General features: G+C 65.4%; 24 protein-coding genes. 14 read left to right on the top strand and 10 right to left on the bottom strand.

The genetic code is table 11. From position 1 onward, the window contains the following. The first annotated feature begins 16 nt into the window (after positions 1-16). From pdxR to GJ698_RS13510, 4 genes are all read left to right on the top strand, one after another. Positions 17-1,426: a MocR-like pyridoxine biosynthesis transcription factor PdxR gene (gene pdxR, locus GJ698_RS13525; protein WP_154358136.1), complete on the top strand. Its 1,410-nt coding sequence runs from the start codon at positions 17-19 to the stop codon at positions 1,424-1,426. Between the two features lie 87 nt (positions 1,427-1,513). Continuing rightward, positions 1,514-1,960 carry a carboxymuconolactone decarboxylase family protein gene (locus tag GJ698_RS13520; RefSeq protein WP_154358135.1) on the top strand — a complete coding sequence of 149 codons (447 nt, stop codon included), beginning with the start codon at positions 1,514-1,516 and terminating at the stop codon, positions 1,958-1,960. A gap of 80 nt (positions 1,961-2,040) precedes the next feature. After that, positions 2,041-3,756, top strand: a complete 1,716-nt coding sequence (locus GJ698_RS13515) for a cation:proton antiporter domain-containing protein (protein WP_154358134.1) — start codon at positions 2,041-2,043, stop codon at positions 3,754-3,756. Then, positions 3,756-4,538: a substrate-binding periplasmic protein gene (locus GJ698_RS13510; protein WP_154358133.1), complete on the top strand. Its 783-nt coding sequence runs from the start codon at positions 3,756-3,758 to the stop codon at positions 4,536-4,538. Before GJ698_RS13515 ends, GJ698_RS13510 begins: the two co-directional genes overlap by 1 nt. 10 nt (positions 4,539-4,548) lie before the next feature. Here GJ698_RS13510 and GJ698_RS13505 read toward each other — a convergent pair whose 3' ends face one another. Then, positions 4,549-6,594 carry an NADPH-dependent 2,4-dienoyl-CoA reductase gene (locus GJ698_RS13505; protein ID WP_154358132.1) on the bottom strand — a complete coding sequence of 682 codons (2,046 nt, stop codon included), beginning with the start codon at positions 6,592-6,594 and terminating at the stop codon, positions 4,549-4,551. 96 nt (positions 6,595-6,690) lie between these two features. Between GJ698_RS13505 and GJ698_RS13500 the strand changes: the two genes are divergently transcribed. Then, the gene (locus GJ698_RS13500; RefSeq protein WP_229259973.1) at positions 6,691-7,287 is read left to right on the top strand and encodes an SRPBCC family protein; all 597 of its coding nucleotides are present in this window, start codon (positions 6,691-6,693) and stop codon (positions 7,285-7,287) included. Here the strand turns inward: GJ698_RS13500 and GJ698_RS13495 are convergent. From GJ698_RS13495 to GJ698_RS13470, 6 genes are all read right to left on the bottom strand, one after another. Then, the gene (locus GJ698_RS13495) at positions 7,284-7,736 is read right to left on the bottom strand and encodes a hypothetical protein (RefSeq protein ID WP_154358131.1); all 453 of its coding nucleotides are present in this window, start codon (positions 7,734-7,736) and stop codon (positions 7,284-7,286) included. The genes GJ698_RS13500 and GJ698_RS13495 overlap by 4 nt on opposite strands. A gap of 20 nt (positions 7,737-7,756) precedes the next feature. After that, positions 7,757-8,197 (bottom strand): DUF2721 domain-containing protein, encoded by a 441-nt coding sequence (locus GJ698_RS13490; protein ID WP_154358163.1) that lies wholly within the window; start codon positions 8,195-8,197, stop codon positions 7,757-7,759. A gap of 69 nt (positions 8,198-8,266) precedes the next feature. Next, positions 8,267-9,223, bottom strand: coding sequence for a prolyl aminopeptidase (pip, locus tag GJ698_RS13485; RefSeq protein WP_154358130.1), 957 nt, complete (start codon positions 9,221-9,223; stop codon positions 8,267-8,269). Between the two features lie 91 nt (positions 9,224-9,314). Then, positions 9,315-10,055, bottom strand: a complete 741-nt coding sequence (gene phbB, locus GJ698_RS13480) for an acetoacetyl-CoA reductase (protein WP_154358129.1) — start codon at positions 10,053-10,055, stop codon at positions 9,315-9,317. 73 nt (positions 10,056-10,128) lie between these two features. After that, on the bottom strand, positions 10,129-11,307 hold the full coding sequence (locus tag GJ698_RS13475; protein WP_154358128.1) for an acetyl-CoA C-acetyltransferase: 1,179 nt from the start codon (positions 11,305-11,307) through the stop codon (positions 10,129-10,131). Between the two features lie 248 nt (positions 11,308-11,555). After that, the gene (locus GJ698_RS13470) at positions 11,556-12,464 is read right to left on the bottom strand and encodes a LysR family transcriptional regulator (RefSeq protein ID WP_154358127.1); all 909 of its coding nucleotides are present in this window, start codon (positions 12,462-12,464) and stop codon (positions 11,556-11,558) included. A 107-nt stretch (positions 12,465-12,571) separates the two neighbouring features. On the opposite strand from GJ698_RS13470, the gene metE reads away from it, so the two are divergent. The 4 genes from metE to minE all read left to right on the top strand — a co-directional run bounded on the left by metE (position 12,572) and on the right by minE (position 16,908). After that, on the top strand, positions 12,572-14,917 hold the full coding sequence (gene metE, locus GJ698_RS13465; RefSeq protein ID WP_154358126.1) for a 5-methyltetrahydropteroyltriglutamate--homocysteine S-methyltransferase: 2,346 nt from the start codon (positions 12,572-12,574) through the stop codon (positions 14,915-14,917). 117 nt (positions 14,918-15,034) lie between these two features. Continuing rightward, a complete protein-coding gene (minC, locus tag GJ698_RS13460; protein ID WP_154358162.1) occupies positions 15,035-15,811 on the top strand; it encodes a septum site-determining protein MinC in 777 nt (258 codons plus the stop codon). 27 nt (positions 15,812-15,838) lie between these two features. Further along, the gene (gene minD / locus GJ698_RS13455) at positions 15,839-16,654 is read left to right on the top strand and encodes a septum site-determining protein MinD (RefSeq protein WP_166455020.1); all 816 of its coding nucleotides are present in this window, start codon (positions 15,839-15,841) and stop codon (positions 16,652-16,654) included. Positions 16,655-16,656: 2 nt separating this feature from the next. Next, complete coding sequence (gene minE, locus GJ698_RS13450) at positions 16,657-16,908, top strand: cell division topological specificity factor MinE (protein WP_154358125.1); 252 nt, start codon at positions 16,657-16,659, stop codon at positions 16,906-16,908. Here minE and GJ698_RS13445 read toward each other — a convergent pair whose 3' ends face one another. After that, positions 16,909-17,421 (bottom strand): hypothetical protein, encoded by a 513-nt coding sequence (locus GJ698_RS13445; protein ID WP_154358124.1) that lies wholly within the window; start codon positions 17,419-17,421, stop codon positions 16,909-16,911. A 236-nt stretch (positions 17,422-17,657) separates the two neighbouring features. Between GJ698_RS13445 and GJ698_RS13440 the strand changes: the two genes are divergently transcribed. From GJ698_RS13440 to prmC, 5 genes are all read left to right on the top strand, one after another. After that, a complete protein-coding gene (locus GJ698_RS13440) occupies positions 17,658-18,347 on the top strand; it encodes a response regulator transcription factor (protein WP_154358123.1) in 690 nt (229 codons plus the stop codon). Between the two features lie 97 nt (positions 18,348-18,444). Further along, positions 18,445-19,719 (top strand): glutamyl-tRNA reductase, encoded by a 1,275-nt coding sequence (gene hemA, locus GJ698_RS13435; protein WP_154358122.1) that lies wholly within the window; start codon positions 18,445-18,447, stop codon positions 19,717-19,719. 69 nt (positions 19,720-19,788) lie between these two features. Then, positions 19,789-20,865 (top strand): peptide chain release factor 1, encoded by a 1,077-nt coding sequence (gene prfA / locus GJ698_RS13430; RefSeq protein WP_154358121.1) that lies wholly within the window; start codon positions 19,789-19,791, stop codon positions 20,863-20,865. 71 nt (positions 20,866-20,936) lie between these two features. After that, entirely contained in the window at positions 20,937-21,416 is a 480-nt protein-coding gene (locus tag GJ698_RS13425) for a disulfide bond formation protein B (RefSeq protein ID WP_154358120.1), read from the top strand. After that, complete coding sequence (gene prmC / locus GJ698_RS13420; RefSeq protein WP_154358119.1) at positions 21,413-22,255, top strand: peptide chain release factor N(5)-glutamine methyltransferase; 843 nt, start codon at positions 21,413-21,415, stop codon at positions 22,253-22,255. The genes GJ698_RS13425 and prmC overlap by 4 nt, the downstream gene beginning before the upstream one ends. Here the strand turns inward: prmC and GJ698_RS13415 are convergent. Together GJ698_RS13415 and GJ698_RS13410 are read right to left on the bottom strand one after the other, a co-directional pair. Then, on the bottom strand, positions 22,245-23,174 hold the full coding sequence (locus GJ698_RS13415; RefSeq protein WP_154358118.1) for an ATP-binding protein: 930 nt from the start codon (positions 23,172-23,174) through the stop codon (positions 22,245-22,247). The genes prmC and GJ698_RS13415 overlap by 11 nt on opposite strands. After that, positions 23,171-23,974, bottom strand: a complete 804-nt coding sequence (locus tag GJ698_RS13410; protein ID WP_371865296.1) for a response regulator transcription factor — start codon at positions 23,972-23,974, stop codon at positions 23,171-23,173. The genes GJ698_RS13415 and GJ698_RS13410 overlap by 4 nt, the downstream gene beginning before the upstream one ends. Positions 23,975-24,043 lie beyond the last annotated feature (69 nt).

Here is a 24,043-nt window from a genome sequence, read left to right as displayed (position 1 = left end):
ACATATGGAGTAGACCATGGATTTCCTGCAGCTGGACACCAGCGCGGCGGAGCCGTTGTACCGCCAAATATACACCCGCTTCCGCAACGCGATCGCGGAAGGCCTGCTGCAGCCGGGCGACCGCATCCCCGCCGCGCGCGCCCTGGCGCTGGAGCTGGGCCTGGCGCGCGGCACGGTGGAATCGGCCTACGGCCTGCTGACGGCGGAAGGCTATGTGGAAGCACGCGGCCAGGCCGGCACCGTGGTCACGACCGCGCTGGCGCACCGCGCACCTGCGACGCCTGCCCCCATCCAGTCCTCGGCGCCGGTCCACAGCAACCTGGGCGACGCCGCCTCCTCCACTAGGCCGTTCCAGATGGGCATACCGGCGCTGGACGTCTTCCCGCGCAAGGTATGGGCGCGGCTGGCCGCGCGCGCGATACGCGCCACGCAGCCGGAGCACATGATCTATCCGCCGTGGGCCGGCCTGCCCGAACTGCGCATCGCCATCGCCACCTATCTGCAGCTGTCGCGCGGCATCGACTGCACGCCGTCGCAGGTGTTCATCACCAACGGCTACCGCAACAGCATGGAGCTGGTCACGCGCGCGCTGCTGCAGCCGGGCGACCAGGCGTGGGTCGAAGATCCCGGCTACCCGCCCACCAGCGAGCTGCTGCGCGACGCCGGCCTGACGCCGGTGCCGGTACAGGTGGACGCGGAAGGCCTGATGGTGGCGCACGGCGTGGCCAGGGCGCCGCGCGCCAGGGCCGCCATCGTCACGCCGGCGCATCAAAGCCCGCTGTGCGTGTCGCTGTCGCTGCCGCGCCGCCTGGCGCTGCTGGACTGGGCCGCGCAGGCCGGCGCCTGGATCGTCGAGGACGACTACGACGGCGAATACCGCTACGTCAGCCGCCCGCTGCCGGCCCTGAAAAGCCTGGACCGCGACGGCCGCGTGCTGTACTCCGGCACCTTCAGCAAGGTGCTGTTCCCGGCGATCCGGCTGGCCTACCTGGTGGTGCCGCCGGCGCAGGTGGAGCGCTTCGAACACATCACCCGCACCTTCGCCGCCGCCGGACCGACGCTGATGCAGCACATCGTCGCCGACTTCATGAACGAGGGCCATTTCGCGCGCCACATCCAGCGCATGCGGCGCCTGTATGCGGAGCGCCGCCAGATCGCCGCCGACGGCCTGGCGGCGGCGCTGGGCCAGCACGTGCAGGTGGAACCGCAGCCGGGCGGCATGCACCTGGTGCTGCGCATGAAGGGCCGCCACACCGACCGCGCCGTGGCGGCGCGCATGCGCGACCATGGCATGTCGGCATTGGCGCTGTCCGAACGCGGCGTGCTGCCGCACGGCGGCCCGGCGCTGCTGCTGGCCTTCACCAATATCGACACGCCGGCGCGCGCGCGTGAGCTGGGCAAACGCATCCTGAAAATCATGGCCTAGTTCCAAATGCCATTTATGGCCCTTCAAGCATAGGCCATATGCGCGCACAATGATTCCATCGTCATTCACCACTTAAAGGAAATCATCATGAGCAAGCGTCTGGAAGTATTCAAATTTGCCCCTGAAGCGTATAAAGGCTTCGGCGCCGTCCACGAGTATGTGAAGTCGGCGCTGCCGGCCGAGCTGCTGGAACTGGTCTACCTGCGCATTTCGCTGATCAACGGCTGCGCCTACTGCATCGACATGCACACCCGCGACCTGCTCAAGCAAGGCGTGAAGAGCGACAAGATCGCGCTGGTGCCGGTGTGGGACGAAGCGGCCGCCCTGTTCAGCGACAAGGAACAGGCCGCGCTGGCCTGGGCCGAAACCGTCACCCGCGTCGAGCAGACCAAGGTGCCGGACGCCGCCTACCAGCAGGCGCTGAAAGTGCTGAGCGAGCAGGAACTGGCCGACATCACCGTCGCCGTGGCGCTGATGAATGCCTACAACCGCTTCGGCGTCAGCTTCCGCATGCAGCCGGCGGCATTGGCTTAAAAGGCAAGCTTAAGGTTCTGGCAGGGCGAGTATGATAATCTCAGGGTTTCCCTTATCATTTTTGAAGGAACCCTGTACGCATGCCCCACAATATCAGTCTGATTACCACCATCGCCGCCGCGCTGGGAGCCGGTCTCCTGTTCGGTTATCTTGCAACGCGCCTGAAGCTGCCGGCGCTGGTGGGTTATCTCGCTGCGGGCATTATCATCGGTCCGGCCACACCGGGCTTCGTGGCGGATACCGCCCTGGCCGGCCAGCTGGCCGAAATCGGCGTGATGCTGATGATGTTCGGCGTCGGCCTGCACTTCTCGCTGGAAGACCTGTGGGACGTGCGCAAGGTGGCGCTGCCCGGCGCCATCCTGCAGATCGCCGTCGCCACCGCGCTCGGCATGGGACTGGCCCACTTCTGGGGCTGGACCATCGGCGGCGGCCTGGTATTCGGCCTGGCGCTGTCCGTGGCCAGCACCGTGGTGCTGCTGCGCGCGCTGGAGGAACGCGGCATCCTCGATACCTTCAACGGCCGCATCGCGGTCGGCTGGTTGGTGGTGGAAGACCTGGTCACCGTGCTGGTGCTGGTGCTGCTGCCGGCGCTGGCCGGTTCGCTCGGCGGTGAGGCGGTGGATGGCCACGGCGCCGCCGGCGACGGCGGCCTGTGGACCACGCTGGCCATCACCCTGGGCCAGGTCGGCGCCTTCATCGTGCTGATGCTGGTGGTCGGCCGCAAGCTGTTCCCGTGGATTTTGTGGCAGGTGGCGCGCACCGGCTCGCGCGAGCTGTTCACGCTGTGCGTGATCGCCGCCGCCGTCGGCATCGCCTACGCCTCCACCCATTACTTCGGCGTGTCGTTCGCACTGGGCTCCTTCTTTGCCGGCATGGTGCTGCGCGAATCGGCGCTGGCGCACCGCGCGGCCGAGGAATCGCTGCCGCTGCGCGACGCCTTCGCGGTACTGTTCTTCGTCTCGGTCGGCATGCTGTTCGAGCCGTCGATTCTGGTCGAGCAGCCGCTCAAGCTGCTGGCCGTGGTCGCCATCATCGTGGTCGGCAAATCGGTGGCGGCCTTCCTGCTGGTGCTGCTGCTGCGCTACCCGGCCAAGACCGCGCTGATGGTCTCGGCCAGCCTGGCGCAGATCGGCGAGTTCTCCTTCATCCTGGCGGCGCTGGGCCTGTCGCTGAAGCTGATGCCGGTGGAAGGCCAGAGCCTGATCCTGGCCGGCGCCATCATCTCCATCGCCGTCAATCCGGTGGTGTTCCGCCTCACCAAGCCGCTGGAGCGCTGGCTGGGCAAGAATCCCGGCCTGGCCGCCAAGTTCGACCGCCCGGCCGACCCGCTGGCCGAGCTGCCGATGAACGTGCCGCACGAGCACCTGCGCAACCAGGTGGTGCTGGTCGGCTACGGCCGCGTGGGCCGCCGCATCGCCGCCGCGCTCAAGGAGCAAAAGATTCCCTACGTGGTGGCGGAGCAGAACCGCGAAGTGGTGGACCAGCTGCGCAAGGAAGGCACGCCCGCGGTGGCCGGCAACGCCGGCGAGCCGGCGGTGCTGATCCAGGCCCACATCCAGCACGCGTCGATGCTGGTGATCGCCACGCCGGACACCTTCCACGTGCGCGCCATGATCGAAACCGCGCGCGCGCTCAATCCCGGCATCAAGACCGTGGTGCGTACCCACAACGATGCGGAAGCGGACCTGCTGCGCAGCGAGCGCGCCGGCGAGATCTTCATGGGCGAGCAGGAACTGGCCAAGGGCATGACCGCCTACGTGATGGACACGCTCAAGAAAACCGACCACGCGCATTAATGAAGAACACTGTACTCGCCTTGTTGGCGCTCGCCGTCCTGAGCGCCGTAACGCCGGCCCAATCGGCCACCCAGGCCGATGAACGGCAGGAGATCCCGGTATTCCTGCCCGAGCAGATCGAACCGAATGGCCAGCCCTCCACCGGCATGGTGACCATGAGCGGCATCATCAACCTGCTGGCGGCCGAATCGGGACTGAAGCTGGTGGTGCATGCCTATCCATGGCGCCGCGCGCAGATGAAGGCGAAGAATGGCGAAGGCCTGCTGTTCGGCGCCGCCGAAACACCGGAACGCGCGCGCATCTTCAACTTCACCAAGCCGCTGTATGAAGTCAACCAATGGCTGGTGACGACGACGCAGCGGCCGATCGATTTCCGCACCTGGGAAGACTTGCGCGGCAAGGTCATCTCGATTCCCAGCGGCGGCCAGTTCGGCCCTGATTTCGAAGCGCATCGCGGCAAGACTTTTACCGTCGAAGAAAACGCTGTCACGATCGCCAGCCGCTTCAAGATGCTGGACACCGGCCGCGTCGACGCGGTGCTGGTCGACAGCAACCGCACCGCGCCGCAGCTGGAAGTGCGCCTGAATTGCCTGTTCCCCGCCACCGGCAAATGGGTGGTGACGCCCAAGTCGGTCAACGCGGAACCGGCGGTGATCGCGGTGCCGAAAGCCTCGTCCTTCAACAGCTATATACCGGCGCTGAACGAGGCGGTCGAACGCATGAACAAGGCGCACAGCGTGCAGAAATACCTGGACAAGCGCAGCGCCGAGAGCAGCTGCTGACCGCCCGCTGCTAGAGCGCCACGGCCAGCTCGGCGCCTTCCTTGATGGCGCGCTTGGCGTCCAGTTCCGCCGCCAGCGCGGCGCCGCCGATCTTGTGGAAGCGCGGCCATTGCGCATTCGCCCTGGCCTCTTCCTCGCTCGGCATCAGCTCCACCAGGCTGTCCTGCCCGGCGCAGATCACCACGTTATCCACCGACAGCAGGCGCTGTTCGCCGCCCACCGTGATGTGCAGGCCCTGCTCGTCGATGCGGTCGTACTGCACGCCGGCGATCATCACCACGCCGTTGCGCGCCAGTACCGCGCGGTGCACCCAGCCCGAGGTCTTGCCCAGGCCCGCGCCAAGGCGCGAGGTCTTGCGCTGCAACAGATACAGCTGGCGCACCGGCTCCGGCTGCGACGCCGGCACCAGGCCGCCCGGCGTATCGCCCTTCATGCTGACGCCCCACTCTTTGGCCCAGACATCCAGCGCCAGCGGCAGCGGATGTTTTGCATCGTGCAGCAGGTACTCGCCCATGTCGAAGCCGATGCCGCCGGCGCCGATGATCGCCACGCGCTTGCCCACCGGTGCCTTGTCGCGCAGGACGTCGAGGTACGACAGCACCTTCGGATGGTCGATGCCGTCGATCGGCGGCATGCGCACCTTGATGCCGGTGGCGACGATCACGTCGTCATAGCCGCCGGCCAGCAGCTGTTCGCGCGTGACGCGCGTGTTCAGTTGCAGCTTGACGCCGGCCAGTTCGATCTTGCGGCCGAAGTAGCGGATGGTCTCGGCGAATTCCTCCTTGCCCGGCACCTGCATGGCGATCTTGAACTGGCCGCCGATGCTGTCGCTGGCGTCGAACAGCGTGACATCGTGGCCGCATTCGGCCGCCACCGTGGCCGCCGACAAGCCGGCCGGCCCGGCGCCGACCACCGCCACCCGGCGCTTCTTCGCGGCCGGCGCGTACACCAGCTCCGTCTCGTGGCAGGCGCGCGGGTTCACCAGGCAGCTGGCGCGCTGGCGCGAGAAGGTGTGGTCCAGGCAGGCCTGGTTGCAGCCGATGCAGGTGTTGATTTCGTCGGCGCGGCCCTCGGCGGCTTTCACCACGAAATGCGAGTCGGCCAGGAACGGCCGCGCCATCGAAATCATGTCGGCCTCGCCGCGCTGCAGGATGCCTTCCGCTTCGGCCGGCATGTTGATGCGGTTGGACGCCACCACCGGAATACTGACCTCCAGCCGCAGGCGGCCCGCCAGGCTGGCGAAGGCGCCGCGCGGCACCGAGGTGACGATGGTCGGCACGCGCGCCTCGTGCCAGCCATAGCCGGTGTTCAGGATCGATACGCCGGCCTGCTGCAAGGCCTTGGCGACGGTGACCACGTCGTCCCAGGTATTGCCGCCTTCGACCAGGTCCAGCAGCGAATGGCGGTACATGATGATGAAGTCATTGCCCACTTCCGCGCGGATGCGCTTGACGATTTCCACCGACAGCCGCATGCGGTTCTCGATGCTGCCGCCCCACTGGTCGGTGCGCAGGTTGGTGCGCGCGCACAGGAACTGGTTCAGCAGATAGCCCTCGCTGCCCATCACCTCGACGCCGTCGTAGCCGGCCTCGCGCGCCAGCCTGGCGCAGCGGGCGTAATCGCGGATGGTCTGTTCGATGCCGGCCTCGGTCAGCGCGCGCGGCTTGAACGGCGAGATCGGCGATTTCTTGTCGGAGGCCGACACCACGAACGGCTGGTAGCCATAGCGGCCCGAATGCAAAATTTGCATCAGAATCTTGCCGCCCTCCTCGTGCACCGCCTTGGTCACACGGCGGTGATTGACCACGTCGCCCTTGTAGTTGAGCGTACCTCCAAAGGGTAACAGCCAGCCGGACCGGTTGGGAGAAATGCCGCCGGTGACGATCAGACCGACGCCGCCGCGCGCGCGTTCGCGATAGAATGCCGCGAGTTTGCCGTAGTTGTAGAAGCGGTCTTCGAGGCCGGTATGCATCGATCCCATGACGACGCGGTTGCGCAGCGTCGTGAATCCGAGGTCGAGGGGAGCCAGCAGGTGGGGGTAAGGTGTCGTTTTCATAATGCCCGCATTAAATCCCAAATCTCTAGACCCGGGCTTCTAAAGTCCGTGCGTGCTGCTCTTGTATTCTGCCACCCTTTACCGTACGCTGGTCGAATGATGCGATTCCTTGTGTTTTTGTTGTTGGGTGTGACCGCCCCGGTGATGGCGCAAACACCAAAGCTTGAATTGCCTAAGCTGGAAGTGTCGGTCAACCGCGTCGATCAGGACGGCCAACATATGTATGAAGTGGACGCCACCGGCACGGTGGCCGCGCCACTGCCCAAGGTATGGCGCATCCTCACCGGTTACGACCGCATGGCGGAATTCGTGCCGGACATGGAATCGTCCAAGGTTTTGTCGCGCAACGGCGGTGAAGTGATCATCGAACAATTCGGCGTGGCGCGCTTCCTGTTCATGGCCAAGACCATCCACCTGATCGTGCGCGCGGTCGAACAGCCGATGTCCTCGATCGAGATCTCGCTGATCTCCGGCGACATGAAACATTACGAGGCACGCTGGGAACTGGTGCCGGTGCCGGAAACCGGCGGCACCAAAATCATCTACCACGGCAAACTGATGCCGAACTTCTACGTCCCCAGCCTGCTCGGCGCCAAGATGGTGCGCGGCGACATCGAGAAAATGATGAACGCCGTGCTGGCGCGCCTCGATCGGCGCGACGCGCCGAAGGTCGAGGCGATTCCCCAGCCTTAAGCCAGGTAGGTGTCCTGCGAGCGCAGCTCGGCGAAGTTTTCCAGGCTGCCGATCTTGATCAGCACCGGATTCAGACTCAATTGCGCCTGCATGGCGCGCCACGCGAACTGCCACTCCTGCTCCTGCGCTTCGGCGGCGGTCTTGGTGAAGGCCGCGCCCAGGGCCGCGCGCGTGCCGTATTCCACGGCGCCGTCGATGCCGGCCCAGCTGGGCAAGGCACGCTGCACCGCGCGGTGCAGGCGCTCGCCGAATTCCTCGGTGTTGTGCACGATCAGGCAGGCATCCGACGAGAACAGCTCGAACAGCTTGCTGTCCCAGGCCTGCGAAAAGCTCAGGGTCAGGCAGTTGGAGGCGGGACGGAGGATGAACTGGCCCTGGGTCAGCGCCAGTTCCAGGTCTTCGCGCACGCCGTAGCGGTACAGGGTGGGCGGGCGTTGGTAGTCGTGCATGATGTTCTCACAAAAAAAGGTTAACGCTTGCGGCGCACGTGGCGCTGGGAACGCATCCACGCCGACGCCACAAAGATTTCGCGCATAAGGGCGACAAAGCTGCCGACCAGGCAGAACACCGCCACCACGAACATGCTGGCGATGTATTTATCGAGCGCGATGTTGGTGATGTCCCCCAGGAACAGCAGGGCGATGATCAGGCAGACCATCAGTCCGCAGGCGGTCGACAGGCCGATCGACATATTGATCAGGTGCGAACGGCGGTACAGCAGATCCAGCTCATTCAGGTACGGGTCGCTGTAGGCGACATCGAGCCGGTCTTCCAGCACGCGCGAACGGTCGATGATGCGCGCCAGCCGGTTGGTCAGCACGATCAGGTTGGTGCACACGCCCGAGAGCAGGAACACCGGCGCGATCGCCAGTTGAATGATATGACCGATGTCCCCGGTCTGGATGTTCATGATTGCCATACGTTTTATTCTTATCGATTAGTTCACAGTGTAGCAGCCCGCGTCTCGGACGGGCCGTTTTCAGGCAAAGCGGCGCTGCTGCTTGAACTGCTCGGTGGCCGTCACCAGCGCCTGCGCGATGCCTTTTTCCATGGCGCCGTGGCCGGCGTCCGGAATCATGTGCAGCACCGAGCCGGGCCAGGCCTGGTGCAGCCGCCAGGCCGATACCGGCGGGCAGATCACGTCGTAGCGGCCCTGCACGATCACCACCGGCAGATGGGCGATGCGGCTGACGTTCCGCACCAGCTGGTCGTCGCTGAAGAAGCCGAGGTTGGCCATGTAGTGCGACTCCAGCCGGCCGATGCCCAGGTCCAGCGCGTCGGACGGCGTATCGTCGGGCTGCGGCAGCAGGAACACGCGGCGGCCCTCGAAACGGCTCCAGGCCCGTACCGCCGGCCAGTGCACGGCCGGGTCGTCGCTCATGATGCGCTTCACATACGCCTGCAGCAGGTCGCCGCGCTCGGCCTCTGGAATCGGCGCGATGAATTCGGCGTGGATTTCAGGATGGAACCACTGGGCGCCGTCGAGGAACCAGTCGATTTCCTTTTGCGTGCACAGGAAAATGCCGCGCAGCACGAAGCCGAGGCAGCGCTCCGGATGCGCCTCGCCGTAGGCCAGCGCCAGCGTCGATCCCCACGAACCGCCAAACACCAGCCATTGTTCTATACCGAACATCAGGCGCAGGCGTTCGATGTCCGCGATCAGCAGCTGGGTGGTGTTGTTGCGGCACTCGCCTACCGGCGTCGACTTGCCGGCGCCGCGCTGGTCGAACAGGATCACGCGGTACTGTTCCGGATCGAAGAAGCGGCGGTGCTGCGGCGACAGGCCGGCGCCGGGGCCGCCATGCAGGAAAATCACCGGGATGCCTGCCGGATTGCCGACCTCTTCCCAATAAATGGTGTGGACGTCGTCGACCGCCAGCATGCCGTGACGGGACGGCGCGATCGGCGGGAACAAGGTGGAGGCAGGGTCGAACATGGCTATCCTTTAGGCATCGATAGCAGATTGTACGAAAAAAAAGCCGGGATCGCGAACGAACCCGGCTCTGGCGTTTCAACGGTGCCGCGTGTTACGACATGTGCTGACCGCCGTTGATGGCGATGTTGGCGCCGGTCACAAAGGCCGCCTCATCCGACGACAGGTAAGCCACCAGGCCCGCCACTTCGTCCGGCTTGCCCAGGCGGCCCATCGGGATCTGCGGGATGATTTTGCTGTCCAGCACGTCCTGCGGGATCTCCATCACCATCTTGGTGCCGATATAGCCCGGCGAGATGGTGTTGACGGTCACGCCCTTCTTGGCCACTTCCAGCGCCAGCGCCTTGGTGAAGCCGTGCATGCCGGCCTTGGCGGCCGAATAGTTGGTCTGGCCGAACGCGCCCTTCTGGCCGTTAACCGACGAGATATTGATGATGCGGCCCCAGCCGCGCTCGATCATGCCGTCGCACACCGGCTTGGTCATGTTGAACACGGAATCCAGGTTGGTCTTCATGACCGCGTCCCAGTTCACCTTGTCCATTTTCTTGAACGTCATGTCGCGCGTGATGCCGGCGTTGTTGATCAGGATGTCGACCGGGCCGATGTCCTTTTCGATCGCGGCGATGCAGGCCTGTGCCGACTCGTAGTCCGACACGTCGCATGGATAGGCGCGGAAGTTGTAGCCCTGGTCGCGCGTCGTCGCCAGCCACTGTTCCACCTTCGGATTGCCTGGCGAATAAGTCGTCACGACGCAATAACCCAGCGCCGACAGTTTATAACTGATTGCCTCGCCCAGACCACCCATGCCACCGGTTACCAATGCCACTCTTGCCATAATTGTCCCCTCGTATGATGCCGAAAATTCGAAGTTGGCCCGGCCTGGAGCCGGGCCGCTGTTTTTATTGTGCTTACGCGCGTTCGATCGCCAGCGCCACGCCCATGCCGCCGCCGATGCACAGCGAGGCCAGGCCTTTCTTGGCGTCGCGGCGTATCATTTCGTGGATCAGCGTGACCAGGATACGGGCGCCGGACGCGCCGATCGGGTGGCCGATGGCGATGGCGCCGCCATTGACGTTGATCTTGCTGGTGTCCCAGCCCATTTCCTTGTTGACCGCCACCGCCTGCGCGGCAAACGCTTCATTGATTTCCAGCAGGTCCAGGTCGTCCGGCGTCCAGCCGGCTTTTTTCAGGCACAGCTTGGTGGCCGATACCGGGCCCATGCCCATGTAGGCCGGGTCCAGGCCGGACGAGGCGTAGGCCTTGATCCTGGCCAGCACCGGCAGGCCCAGTTCCTTGGCCTTGGTGGCGGTGGTCATGATGACGGCGGCGGCGCCGTCGTTGATGCCGGAAGCGTTGCCGGCGGTGACGGTGCCGTCCTTGGCGAAGGCCGGACGCAGGCCGGCCAGGCCTTCCAGCGTCGAGCCCGGCTTGACGTATTCATCGGTGTCGAAGACAAAGCTGCCCTTCTTCTGCACGATTTCCAGCGGCAGGATTTCGTCCTTGAACTTGCCTTCTTTTTGCGCGGCTTCCGCTTTCAGCTGCGATTGCAGCGCGAACTCGTCCTGCTCGGCGCGCGAGATCTCGTATTTCTTCGCGACGTTCTCGGCGGTGGTGCCCATGTGGTACTGGTTGAAGGCGTCCCACAGGCCGTCGACGATCATGCTGTCGATCATCTTGATGTCGCCCATGCGGAAACCGTCGCGCGAGCCTGGCATCACGTGCGGCGCGGCGCTCATGTTTTCCTGGCCGCCGGCGATGATGATCTGCGAGTCGCCCGCCTTCAGCGCCTGCGCCGCCAGGTGGGTGGCCTTCAGGCCGGAGCCGCAGACGTGGTTGATGGTGAAGCCGGGAATGGTGTTTGGCAGGCCGGACTTGATCACGGCCTGGCGCGCCGGATTCTGGCCGACGCCGGCGGTCAGCACCTGGCCCAGGATGGCTTCGCTGATCAGGTTGGGATCGATGCCGGATTTGGCCAGCAGGCCCTTGATGACATGCGCGCCCAGCTCGGAAGCCGGGATTTTGGCCAGACTGCCGCCGAATTTGCCCACACCGGTGCGGCCGGCGGCAACGATAACTACATCATCCATGTGATTCTCCAATGCGCCAGCCGGAGCCGGCTAAGTTGAGCGACAACGCGAACTTTTATCATACGCCGTCCGTCTGAAAGGCGTGGGAGGTTTCAATGCTGCGCTGCCGCGAGAAACTCCAGATTTGCTAGCAGCATCCATGCCCGCAGCGCCACTGGTGGGCACTCATCGTATGCGCCGATATCCGCACGCACGTTGATGCGTATCAAAGTCCTATGCGTATATTTTGCAGAAACAATAACTATTTGTCACGATAATAATTTGATACCGTCGAGCGAAGCGGCGCATTGCTCGCGTATCACATTGACGAAGTCGAGCACGTAGGCCTTGTGCTTTTGCGACTCCTGGACCGACACAAACAGGTCGCTCCACAAGCCCTGCTCACCGACCGGGCGGGCGATGACGTAGTCGTAGTCGACATAGTTCTTGATGGCCCAGTTGGGCAGCGCGGCAATGCCACGGCGGCTGGCGACCAGTTGCAGCACCGCCACCGTCAGCTCGGCGGTGCGGCGCTGGAACGGGATGTGGGCCGGATGCAGCACCTCGCGGATGAGGTCGATGCGTTCTTCCGGCACCGGGTAGGTGATCAGCGTTTCGCCGTCGAAATCGGCGGCCTGCAGGCGGCGCAGCTGGGCCAGGCGGTGCTTCTGCGCCATCACCACCAGGATTTCAAAACGGAACAGCGGGAAGGTGGCGAAGTCCGGGCCGTAGTTCGAACCGATGACCAGGTCGGCTTCGCCGCTGCGCAGCAAATCGGCCGGCTCGCTATGGAAGCCGGACACCAGGTCGATCTCCACTTCCGGCCAGCGCTTGCGGAATTCATCCATCACCGGCATCAGCCAGTCGAAACAGGTGTGGCACTCCAACGCCACCCGCAACTGGCCGGTATCTCCCTGCATCAGGCGCGCAACTTCGCGCTCGGCGGTTTCAATTTCCGGCAGCAGCAGGTCGGCCAGCTTGAGCAGCCGGCTGCCGGTGGCGGTAAAGCCGATCGGCACCGATTTGCGCTCAAACAGCGGCCCGCCGTAGCGATCTTCCAGCAATTTGATTTGATGTGACAGGGCGGACTGCGTCAGGTTGAGCAGTTGGGCAGCGCGTACGAGACTGCCGGCAGAGCGCAGGGCGCTCAGCGTGCGGAGGTGGCGTATCTCTAGCATGGTCTATTAATTTTTTTCATGTGAAGCCGCAAAATCTTTCGTTTTGATTATAGACCGGTTTGCCGCACACTTTATATCACCAATATTAAATGCGGATGACAGGCACCATGACTACCACCAAGAATGCAATCCATACCCACGTTCCCGGCTTCCCGCGCATCGGCGCGGCACGCGAACTGAAATTTGCGCTGGAAAAAAACTGGCGCGGCGAACTGAGCGACGCCGAACTGGAAAGCGCCGGCCGCGAATTGCGCGCCCGCCACTGGGCCTTGCAGCGCGACGCCGGCCTCGATTTCGTCAGCGTCGGCGATTTCGCCTTTTACGACCAGGTGGCCAACCACATCCAGCTGCTGGGCTGCGAACCGGCGCGCTACGGCTTCCAGCCCGAGCAGTCGCAACTGAGCCGCTACTTCACCATGGCGCGCGGCCGCAGCGGCGACGCCCATGAAGCCGGCTGCGGCTGCGGCGCGCATGAGGCCGACGCCCTGCCGGCCGCCGCCGCGCTGGAAATGACCAAGTGGTTCGACACCAACTACCACTACCTGGTGCCGGAATTCACGCCGGAAACCGCCTTCTCGCTGGCCTGCGAGCGCCTGTTCGACGAAGTGGCCGAAGCGCAGGCCCTCGGCCACGCGGTCAAGGCCGTGCTGATCGGCCCGCTGACCTTCTTGTGGCTGGGCAAGACCAGGACCGCCGGTTTCGACCGCCTGACCCTGCTGGACCGGCTGCTGCCGATCTACGGCCAGGTGCTGGACCGCCTCAAAGCCCAGGGTGTGCAATGGGTGCAGGTCGACGAACCCATCCTCGGCCTCGACCTGCCGGCGCCGTGGCGCAGCGCCTTCGAGAATACCTACTGGCAGCTGAACCAGGTCGGCGTGCCGCTGCTGCTGGCAAGCTATTTCTCGCCGCTGGAAGAAAATCTCAGCCTGGCCTGCCGCCTGCCAGTGGCCGGCCTGCACGTCGACGGCGTGCGCGCGCCGCAGGAACTGACCAGCATCGCCGACTGGCTGCCGGTGCACAAGGTGCTGTCGGTCGGCATCGTCGACGGCCGCAACATCTGGCGCACCGACCTCGACGCCGCGCTGGCCGTGCTGGCGCCGATCGTCGAGAAGCGCGCCGGCAGGCTGTGGCTGTCCTCGTCGTGCTCGCTGCTGCACGTGCCGTTCACGCTGGCGGCCGAAACCCAGCTCGATGGCGAGATCCGCTCCTGGCTGGCCTTCGCAAGCGAAAAGCTGGACGAACTGAACATATTGAAACGCGCCCTGCACGGTGATGACGCAGCTGCCGTGAATGCCGCGCTGGCCACGTCCCGCGCCGCCGTCGCCAGCCGCCGCGCCAGCCCGCGCGTGCACCAGGCCGCCGTGCGTGCGCGCCTGGACGCGCTGCCGGCCGACGCCGGCCAGCGCCGCTCCGGCTTCGCCCAGCGCCAGGCCGAACAGCGCGCCCGCTTCCAGCTGCCGGCCTTCCCGACCACCACCATCGGCTCCTTCCCGCAGACGGCGGCCATCCGCAGCGCCCGCGCCAGCTTCAAGCGCGGCGAACTCGACGCCGCCGGCTACGCCGCCACCATGCGCCAGGAAATCGCCTACGCCGTGCGCCAGCAGGAAGCGCTGGGCCTGGACGTGCTGGTCCACGGCGAAGCCGAACGCAACGACATGGTCGAATACTTCGGCGAGCAGCTCGACGGCTTCGCCTTCACCCGGCTGGGCTGGGTGCAGTCCTACGGCTCGCGCTGCGTCAAGCCGCCGGTCATCTACGGCGACGTCAGCCGCCCGAAAGCCATGACGGTCGACTGGACCGTGCACGCCCAAAGCCTGACCGGCAAACCGATGAAAGGCATGCTGACCGGTCCCATCACCATCCTGCAATGGTCCTTCGTGCGCGACGACCAGCCGCGCTCGCGCACCGCGCTGCAGATCGCGCTGGCCATCCGCGACGAGGTGGCCGACCTGGAGCAGGCCGGCATCGGCATCATCCAGATCGACGAGCCGGCCGTGCGCGAAGGCCTGCCGCTGCGCCGCGGCCGCTGGGACGCCTACCTGGACTGGGCCACGCAGGCCTTCCGCGTGTCGGCCAGCGCGGTGGGCGACGCCACGCAGATCCACACCCATATGTGCTACGCCGAGTTCAACGACATCCTGCCGCAGATCGCCGCCATGGATGCCGACGTCATCACCATCGAGACCAGCCGCTCGGACATGGAACTGCTGAACGGCTTCGGCCAGTTCCGCTACCCGAACGAGATCGGTCCCGGCGTCTACGACATCCACTCGCCGCGCGTGCCGGACCAGCAGGAGATGGTGCGCCTGCTGCAAAAGGCCAGCGCCGTGATCCCGCCGGCCAATCTGTGGGTCAATCCGGACTGCGGCCTGAAGACGCGCGGCTGGCCGGAAACCCAGGCCGCGCTGCGCAATATGGTCGCCGCCGCGCGCCAGCTGCGCGCCATCTACTAGGCAAATCCCGCATTTTTCAAGGCCCGCACGCGTGGCGGGCCTCCCCATTCCCCATTTTCCACAGTAGAATGCTGGTGCCTGCGCATGCGCGCGAGGCTAACCCTGATACTGTCGCCCATGTCCAAGAGCCTGTTTCAAAAGCCTATCGAAATCAAGATTTCCACCGTCGTCGCCGTCTCCGCCATTCTGGCCACGGCCGACCGCCTCGCTCTCGACGCCGCGCTGGCCGAAATGACCGGCGGCACCGCCGACTTCTTCGAAGACGACCTGACCGTGATCGACGTCGCCGCGCTGCCGGACGGCTGCGAAGCGGTCGACTGGGGCGGCCTGATCGCCCTGCTGAAAAAATACCGCCTGAACCCGGTCGCCGTGCGCAACGCGCCGCCGGAGATGGCCGCCGCAATCGCCGCCCACGGCCTGAGCCTGGAAACCGCCAGCGCCAAGCCGCGCGACGAGGAAGCGGCCAGGCCGGCGCCTGCCGCCACGCCGGACACCGCGCCGACCCCGGTGGCGGTGGCTGCCGCCCAGGCCCAGCCGGTTGCCGACGGCGGCGTGATGATCATCGACACCCCGGTGCGCGCCGGCCAGCGCATTTATGCGCGCGGCTGCGACCTGGTGGTCACCGCCGTGGTCAACAACGGCGCCGAGATCATCGCCGACGGCAGCATCCACGTGTACAACACGCTCAACGGCCGCGCGCTGGCCGGCGCCTCGGGCAATGCCCAGGCCCGCATTTTTGCATTGAACATGTCGCCGGAGCTGGTCTCCATCGCCGGCGTCTACAGCACGTTTGAAGACGGTTTCCCACAGGAATATGCGCGCTCGCCGACGCAAATTCGCCTGGTCGGTGACAGAATCGATATATCATCTGTCAATACGGCTAACCGCGCTTGACGCACACCACTCTGAAAAGGATTATTCGTGGCAAGAATTATTGTTGTAACGTCCGGCAAGGGCGGTGTCGGTAAAACCACCTCCAGCGCCAGCTTCTCGACCGGCCTGGCCATGCGCGGCCACAAGACCGCGGTCATCGACTTCGACGTCGGCCTGCGTAACCTCGACCTGATCATGGGCTGCGAACGCCGCGTGGTGTACGACCTGATCAACGTGATCAACAAGGAAGCGACGCTGACCCAGGCGCTGATCAAGGACAAGCACTGCGACAACCTGTTCATCCTGCCGGCCTCGCAGACGCGCGACAAGGATGCGCTGTCGGAAGACGGCGTGGAAGAAGTGCTGCATGAACTGATCAACATGGGCTTCGAGTTCATCATCTGCGATTCGCCGGCCGGTATCGAGCACGGCGCGCTGATGGCGCTGACCTTTGCCGATGAAGCGATCATCGTCACCAATCCGGAAGTGTCGTCGGTGCGCGATTCGGACCGCATCCTCGGCATCATCCAGGCCAAGTCGCGCCGCGCCCAGACCGGCGGCGAGCCGGTCAAGGAACACCTGCTGATCACCCGCTACTCGCCGAAACGCGTGGAAGCGGACGAGATGCTGTCGTTTGAAGATGTGAAAGAGATTCTGCGCATTCCACTGATCGGCATCATTCCGGAATCGGAATCGGTGCTGCATGCTTCGAACCAGGGCAACCCGGCGATTCACTTCAAGGGCACCGATGTTGCGGAAGCCTACGAAGACGTGGTGTCGCGCTTCCTCGGCGAAGACTTGCCGCTGCGCTTTACCAATTATGAAAAGCCCGGCCTGTTGCAGCGTATCTTCGGGAGCAAGTAACCATGGCACTGCTTTCTTTCCTGTTTCCGCCTAAACAAAAAACCGCCACCGCGGCCAAGGAGCGGTTGCAGATCATCATCGCGCGCGAGCGCAGCGGCCGCGCCGGTCCGGACTTCCTGCCGGCGCTGCACAAGGAACTGATCGAGGTGATCTCCAAGTACACCAAGGTCAATGCCGACGACATCAAGATCTCGCTGGACCGCCAGGGCAACCTGGAAGTGCTGGACGTCAACGTCGTCCTGCCCGACGCGTAATCAAACCGGCCGGTGCACGCCGGCCGTCACCAACTCCTGCGCCACCCTGGCGCAGGCGTCCACGTGCTGGTAGCCGATCTGGCGGAAGGCGAAAAAGCCGATGCCGGCCGAGGCCAGCTGCCCGGCCAGCGGCACCAGCTTGCCGGCCTGCCTGGCCACCGCCTTGAAACCGGTGCGCTTCAACAGCTGCACCACCACTTCCCGCGTCACCACCTTGCCCACCAGCATGCCGCCGACGCCGATCGCCGCTTCGTAGGCGATCAGCCGGAACTTCGGCTGCAGGCGCTCGATCTGCTGTTCCGACAGGCCGAATTCCTGGTTGATGTCGTCGATCAGCAGCGCGAACAGACGCAGGTCGGACACCACGTCCAGGCCCGGAATCGGCACCGCCGCCACGCCGGCCGACAGCATCGCGCGGCGCCGCACCAGCTGGCGGCAGCGGTCGCGCACGGCGGCGATATCGCGCTCCGAGGCCGGCACCAGCGCCCAATTTGTGTCTTTTTTGCTGCGCATCGCACCTCCCGGGTGGCCTTGTCACTTCTTGCTATTTTTCAACTTCTGCATTGAATTCAGCGTTTTTCCAGTGTACCGTGTAATCAACATGCGGGCGCGCACAGGGAAATCAAGCATTATCAGGAAGCCATGGATAGTGTCTTAAAAAAATATTTTTAGCCTTTTTGCTAAGGTATTTGTAAATCTCTGTTATATTTGGAGTGACTTCTCCTTAACATTTTCCAGCAGGCAGCAGTATGAGAATTGCCGTACTCGACAACGATCGCAGCCAAGCCGAACTGATTTGCCAGGTGCTCACCTCGGCCGGCCACATCTGCCACAGCTTCCAGACCGCCAAAGACGTGCTGGCGCAATTGCGCAAGGACAGCTATGACATGCTGATCCTCGACTGGCAGGTGGTCGACCTGGGCGGCGCCGAAGTGTTACGCCGGGCCAAGGAGAAGCTGCACGACAACGCCCCCGTCCTGTTCCTGACCACCAGCTCGGGCGAGGACGACATCGTCGCCGGCCTGGCCGCCGGCGCCGACGATTACATGATCAAGCCGCTGCGCCGCAGCGAAATGGTGGCGCGCGTGCAAGCCCTGCTGCGCCGCGCCTACCCGGCGCAAAACGGCGCCGAGCAGCTGCAATTCGGTCAGTACGTGTTTGAAACCCGCCCCGGCCGGCTGCTGATGGACGGCATAGTGTTGGATGTGACCCACAAAGAGTTCTACCTGGCACTGTTATTTTTCCGCAACATCGGCCGTCCCTTGTCGCGCGCCTACATCCATGAAGCGGTGTGGATACGCGAGACCGTGGTGCCGTCGCGCACCATGGACACCCACGTTTCGCGCGTCCGCAACAAATTGCAATTAAAACCAGAAAATGGCTTCCGCCTGGTCCCGGTCTACAGCTACGGTTACCGCCTGGAAAAACTCGGCGCCTGACGTCCGCACGGGCTGCTGCTATCTCTTTGAGCAGTCCTAGAAGCAACATCCGGGTACTCACGGTATAATGACCGCATATTCAATGCCTGGACCCGAAATGCAGCTGCTTGCCGTCGGCCTCAACCACACTACCGCCCCGGTCTCGCTTCGCGAGCAGCTGGCGTTCGCCCCCGATCAGCTCGGGCAGGCGGTGGTGGCGGCGCGCTCGTGGTTCGAACGCATCGACCATCGCGGTTCCGACGAGGCAGCCATTTTGTCGACCTGCAACCGCACCGAGTTGTACGCCGCCAGCACCGTGCCCGATCCGCTCGACGCCGGCGCCCATTTCCTCGCCGATTTCCACCAGCTGAACTACGCCGAACTGCGCCCGCACCTGTACATGCTGCCGCAGCACGACGCCGTGCGCCACACCTTCCGCGTCGCCTCCGGACTGGACTCGATGGTGCTGGGCGAGACACAGATCCTCGGCCAGATCAAGGACGCCATCCGCACCGCCGATGAAGCGGGCGGCCTCGGCACCTATCTGCACCAGCTGTTCCAGCGCTCGTTCTCGGTCGCCAAGGAGGTGCGCAGCACCACCGAAATCGGCGCCCACAGCGTGTCGATGGCGGCCGCCGCCGTGCGCCTGTCGCAGCGCATCTTCGACAAGATCTCCGAGCAGAACGTGCTGTTCATCGGCGCCGGCGAAATGATCGAGCTGTGCGCCACCCACTTCGCGGCGCAGAATCCGAAATCCATCACCATCGCCAACCGCACGCTGGAACGCGGCGAGCTGCTGGCGCACCGCTACGGCGGCCGCGCCATCCGCCTGGCCGATCTGCAGGACAAGCTGCACCAGTACGACATCGTCATCTCGTGCACCGCCTCGTCGCTGCCGCTGATCGGCCTGGGCATGGTGGAGCGCGCGATCAAGGCGCGCCGCCACAAGCCGATGTTCATGGTCGACCTGGCCGTGCCGCGCGATATCGAACCGGAAGTGGCGCGCCTGAACGACGCCTTCCTGTACACCGTCGACGACCTCGGCAAGGTGGTGCAGACCGGCCTCGAAAGCCGCCAGGCCGCCGTGGCGCAGGCCGAGGCCATCATCGAAACCCGCGTCCAGTCCTTCATGCACTGGGTCGACGACCGCGCCGTGGTGCCGGTGATCCAGAGCCTGCACGAAAACGGCGAAGCGCTGCGCCTGCTGGAACTGGAACGCGCACGCAAGATGCTGGCCAAGGGCGAGGACATCGACACCGTGCTCGAAGCCCTGTCCAAGGGCCTGACCGCCAAGTTCATGCACGGCCCGCAGCAGGCGCTGCGCCATGCCCACGGCGACGAACGCGCGCAACTGGCGGAAATCCTGCCGCAGATGTTCCGCGGCCGCCGTTAGCGCTTCTGCTGCTCCGCTGTCTTCCCTCGCCGCCCCGCGGCGCCTGCTTCACTCTCCAAAGAATACGCTATGAAACCATCCATGCTGGCCAAGCTCGATCAATTGGCAAACCGTCTGGTCGAACTCGATGAACTGCTGATGTCCGAAGGCGCCACCGACAACATGGACAGCTACCGCAAGATGACCCGCGAGCACGCCGAAATCGGCCCGCTGGTGGCGGTCTACAAGTCCTACCAGGAAGCGCTGGGCGACATCGCCGCCGCCGAGGAGATGCTGGCCGATCCCGACATGAAGGACTTCGCCCAGGAAGAAATCGACGCCGCCAAAACGCGCACCGCCGAACTGGACCTGGAGCTGCAGAAAATGCTGCTGCCGAAGGACGCCAACGACGACCGCAACATCTTCCTGGAAATCCGCGCCGGCACCGGCGGCGACGAGTCGGCGCTGTTCGCCGGCGACCTGCTGCGCATGTACACCCGCTTCGCCGAACGCAACCGCTGGCAGGTGGAGATGGTGTCCGAATCGACCTCGGACCTGGGCGGCTACCGCGAGGTGATCGTGCGCCTGGTCGGCAACGGCGTGTATTCCAAGCTGAAGTTCGAATCCGGCGGCCACCGCGTGCAGCGCGTGCCGGCCACCGAAACCCAGGGCCGCATCCACACCTCGGCCTGCACGGTGGCGGTGATGCCGGAGGCCGATGAGGTGGAGGACGTCAACATCAATCCGTCCGAGCTGCGCATCGACACCTACCGCGCGTCCGGCGCCGGCGGCCAGCACATCAACAAGACCGATTCCGCCGTCCGCATCACCCACCTGCCGACCGGCATCGTGGTCGAGTGCCAGGACGACCGCTCGCAGCACAAGAACAAGGCGCAGGCGATGAAGGTGCTGGCCACCCGCATCAAGGACGTGCAGCTGCGCGAGGCGCAGGCCAAGGAGGCGGCCACCCGCAAGAGCCTGATCGGTTCCGGCGACCGCAGCGAGCGCATCCGCACCTACAACTACCCGCAGGGCCGCATGACCGACCACCGCATCAACCTGACCCTGTACAAGCTGGACTTCATCATGGACGGCGACCTGACCGAGATGACCAACGCGCTGATCGCCGAACACCAGGCCGAACTGCTGGCGGCGCTGGGCGATTAAGACCGGGCTAAGGCTTAAAAAGCAACTTTGTGCGAGAATCATCCGCTATTGCTTATTCATCGGATCAACTCATGATAACTACCCGCTCCCTGCTGCTGTCCATCGCCATCGCCGCCTTCGGCCTGATCGGCGTCGCCCTGTACCTGCAGCACGGGCTGGACATGCTGCCTTGCCCGCTGTGCGTGATCCAGCGCTACCTGTTCATCGCCATCGGCGTGTGCGCGCTGATCGGCGCCTACGTCGGCAAGCCGAAGCCGCTGGCGCCGGTCGGCCTCGGCCTGCTGGCCGCGCTGGGCGGCCTGGGCACCGCCGGCAAGCACCTGTGGGTGCTGGCCCATCCCGGCCTGTCGTGCGGCATCGATCCGATGGAAACCATGCTGAACAAAATCCCGACCGCCACCTACCTGCCCTTCCTGTTCCAGGCCGACGGCCTGTGCGAGGACGCGCTGGCGCCATGGTTCGGCCTGTCGATTCCACAGTGGTCCTTCCTGTGGTTCGCGCTGTTCACGCTGGCCCTGGCCTGGGTGCTGATCCGCCGCGTGCGCGCATGATCGATTCCACCAGCGCCATCACGGCCGGCGTCACCATCGCCGCGCTGCAACGGCAATCGCTGCTCGACGGGCTGGATTACCGCGTCCTGCTGTGCCACGCGCTGGAGCTGAACCGCATCGCCCTGATCACCCAGTCCGAACGCGCATTAACCGCCGACGAGGCGCAGCGCTTCGCCGCGCTGGTGCAGCGCCGCCTGGACGGCGAACCGATCGCCTACATCGTCGGCCAGCGCGAATTTTTCGGCCTGCCGTTCGAGGTCGGCAGCGCCGTGCTGATACCCCGTCCCGATACCGAACTGCTGGTCGAGCTGACGCTGGACCGCCTGCCGCTCAACGGCCGCGCGCTCGACATGGGCACCGGCAGCGGCGCCATCGCCGTCGCGCTGGCGCACACGCGGCGCGACGCCGACATCACCGCGCTCGACGTCAGCGCCGACGCCCTGGCCGTCGCCCGGCGCAACGCCGATGCCAACCACGCCCGCGTCACCTTCCTGCAAAGCGACTGGTACGCGGCGCTGCAAGGCGCCGCGCCGTTCGACGTGATCGCCTCCAACCCGCCCTACATCGCCAGCGGCGACCATCATCTGTCGGAAGGCGATCTGCGCTACGAACCGGTGGGCGCGCTGACCGACCACGCCGACGGCCTGTCGGCGCTGCGCGTCATCATCGCCGGCGCGCCCCCGCACCTCACGCCGCAAGGCTGGCTGCTGATGGAACACGGCTACGACCAGGCGCAAGCGGTGCGCGAACTGCTGACCGCGGCAGGCTATGCCGACGTGCGCAGCTGGCAGGACCTGGCCGGCATCGAACGCGTGAGCGGCGGCCGTCTCAAATCCTGATTTGCAGGCGCCGGCGCAAGGCCGACAGCAGCAGCGCCGGCGGCGCCGGCTTGTACAGCACCTCGACGAAATCCATCGGCCGCGACGGCGGCACCACGCCGTGCAGCAGCACCGGCGGCGCTTGCTCGCGCGGCCAGATATCCCACACGCTTTCGTCGGCGCACAGGATCAGCGCCGGAGCGCGGTCCTGCGGCTCGTACTGCACGTCGAACTCCGCGCTTTCCAGGATCTCGCTCAGGTAATCCTGCATCGGCTGGTGCGGTTCCAGCAGCAGGATGGCGTGGCCGCTGCCGAACGGCTCGGGCCAGTCGAAGTGCGGCGTCGGCGGCATGGCGTCCCGCTCCTCGGCCAGCGGCGCGCTCGCCTCGAAGCGCAGGGCGTCGCCGCTCTGCTGCAAAACCCCGCCCATGGCGCGCACCAGGTGCGCCGCCACCATCACCCCGGGCAGGATGCGTTCGTCCGCCAGCGAGCCTTTAAACGCGCGCCAGGGGCCTTCCGCTGTGCCGGACTGGAAATGCAGCCGCACCTCGCCCGGCGTCCCCGATGCGCGCCGCACTTCCAGCACCAGCGGCCCGCCCGAATGCTCGCGCAGCCGCGCCAGCACCTGCGCCAGGCGGCGCGCATCGAGCACCGCCAGCGGCGGCAGCGCGGCGCCGTCGTGCGTCACATGCCGCATCAGCCCATGCAGATAGGCCGGCGCCGCCGCCAGTTCCGGCGCCTGCAGCTCGAAGCGCGCGCACTCCTGCAGGTCGGACAGCCATTCCAGCTGGCGTCGCGCGTCGTGCTCCATGGCCGGCACGTCGACCCAGCCGGTGCTGGCGCGGGTGGCGATGCGCGCCAGCGGCGCGCGCAGGTCGTGGTGCAGGGCCGCCAGCAGGCGGGCGCGGATGCGGGCGGCGTCCAGCTCGTCCGCGCTCACGGCAGCAAAACCTGCTGGCGCATGGCCTGGCGGTAGGCGGTGGGGGTGCTGTCGACCTGCTCGCGGAAGGCGGTGGCGAAGTTGGCGGCGCTGCGGAAGCCGGTCAGCTCGGCGATCTGCTGCACCGTCATGTCGGTGTCGGCCAGCAGCTGCCGGCCGCGCCGGATGCGCGCCTCGCCCAGGTAGGCGAACACGGTGGTGCCGACGTGGCGGCGGAAGGCCTGCGACAGCCGCTTCTCGTGCGTGCCGAGCGCGCGGGCGATGCCGGTCAGTGTCAGCGACGCCGCCAGGTTGTCGTCGATCAGGCGCATGGCGGCCAACGCCACCACCTCGTCCGGATCGTGCAGGCTGGGCAGCGCCGGCGCCGGCGCATCCTCGGCGGCCGGCCCGGCCTTGCGCAGGCCGGCCAGTTCCAGGTGGATGCGCACGCGCGCGAACACCTCGGCCGGGTGGTAGGGCTTGGCGACGAAATCGACGCCGCCCATGGCCAGCCCGGCGACTCGTTCGTCCGGCTCATCCAGGGCGCTGAGGAAGATGATGGGAATCGCGCGCGTGGCCGGATTGGCCTTCAGCAGCCGGCAGGCGGCAAAGCCGTCCATGCCCGGCATGCGCACGTCCATCAGAATCAGGTCCGGCGGCGACGCCAGCGCGGCTTGGTAACCGGCCATGCCGTCGCTGGCGCTGCGCACGTGGTACAGCTGGCGGCGCAGCAGATCGGTGAGGAAGCGCAGTTCCTCCCGCTCGTCGTCAACGATCAGGATGCCGGGCCGTGCTTGTTCAGTTGTATTCAGGGCAAGAATAGCGTGCTCCTCGTCAGGAACTACCGCCCGATTATGCCCAGGTTTTTTTCTCTGTTGTGGAGTCCGCCT

Source organism: Duganella aquatilis (assembly GCF_009674565.1).
Lineage (GTDB): Bacteria > Pseudomonadota > Gammaproteobacteria > Burkholderiales > Burkholderiaceae_D > Rugamonas > Rugamonas aquatilis.
The sequence above is the reverse complement of the archived record's forward strand: the minus strand, read 5'-3'. Positions and strand labels throughout refer to the sequence as shown.

Coding starts and splice junctions, on each gene's coding strand:
- GJ698_RS13425 (WP_154358120.1), top strand. CDS start 20,937: ATGATAACTACCCGCTCCCTGCTGCTGTCCATCGCCATCGCCGCCTTC.
- GJ698_RS13440 (WP_154358123.1), top strand. CDS start 17,658: ATGAGAATTGCCGTACTCGACAACGATCGCAGCCAAGCCGAACTGATT.
- GJ698_RS13490 (WP_154358163.1), bottom strand. CDS start 8,197: ATGAACATCCAGACCGGGGACATCGGTCATATCATTCAACTGGCGATC.
- pdxR (WP_154358136.1), top strand. CDS start 17: ATGGATTTCCTGCAGCTGGACACCAGCGCGGCGGAGCCGTTGTACCGC.
- GJ698_RS13520 (WP_154358135.1), top strand. CDS start 1,514: ATGAGCAAGCGTCTGGAAGTATTCAAATTTGCCCCTGAAGCGTATAAA.
- phbB (WP_154358129.1), bottom strand. CDS start 10,055: ATGGCAAGAGTGGCATTGGTAACCGGTGGCATGGGTGGTCTGGGCGAG.
- GJ698_RS13475 (WP_154358128.1), bottom strand. CDS start 11,307: ATGGATGATGTAGTTATCGTTGCCGCCGGCCGCACCGGTGTGGGCAAA.
- GJ698_RS13510 (WP_154358133.1), top strand. CDS start 3,756: ATGAAGAACACTGTACTCGCCTTGTTGGCGCTCGCCGTCCTGAGCGCC.
- GJ698_RS13445 (WP_154358124.1), bottom strand. CDS start 17,421: ATGCGCAGCAAAAAAGACACAAATTGGGCGCTGGTGCCGGCCTCGGAG.
- prfA (WP_154358121.1), top strand. CDS start 19,789: ATGAAACCATCCATGCTGGCCAAGCTCGATCAATTGGCAAACCGTCTG.
- GJ698_RS13505 (WP_154358132.1), bottom strand. CDS start 6,594: ATGAAAACGACACCTTACCCCCACCTGCTGGCTCCCCTCGACCTCGGA.
- hemA (WP_154358122.1), top strand. CDS start 18,445: ATGCAGCTGCTTGCCGTCGGCCTCAACCACACTACCGCCCCGGTCTCG.
- pip (WP_154358130.1), bottom strand. CDS start 9,223: ATGTTCGACCCTGCCTCCACCTTGTTCCCGCCGATCGCGCCGTCCCGT.
- metE (WP_154358126.1), top strand. CDS start 12,572: ATGACTACCACCAAGAATGCAATCCATACCCACGTTCCCGGCTTCCCG.
- prmC (WP_154358119.1), top strand. CDS start 21,413: ATGATCGATTCCACCAGCGCCATCACGGCCGGCGTCACCATCGCCGCG.
- minE (WP_154358125.1), top strand. CDS start 16,657: ATGGCACTGCTTTCTTTCCTGTTTCCGCCTAAACAAAAAACCGCCACC.
- GJ698_RS13495 (WP_154358131.1), bottom strand. CDS start 7,736: ATGCACGACTACCAACGCCCGCCCACCCTGTACCGCTACGGCGTGCGC.
- GJ698_RS13500 (WP_229259973.1), top strand. CDS start 6,691: ATGATGCGATTCCTTGTGTTTTTGTTGTTGGGTGTGACCGCCCCGGTG.
- minC (WP_154358162.1), top strand. CDS start 15,035: ATGTCCAAGAGCCTGTTTCAAAAGCCTATCGAAATCAAGATTTCCACC.
- GJ698_RS13515 (WP_154358134.1), top strand. CDS start 2,041: ATGCCCCACAATATCAGTCTGATTACCACCATCGCCGCCGCGCTGGGA.
- GJ698_RS13470 (WP_154358127.1), bottom strand. CDS start 12,464: ATGCTAGAGATACGCCACCTCCGCACGCTGAGCGCCCTGCGCTCTGCC.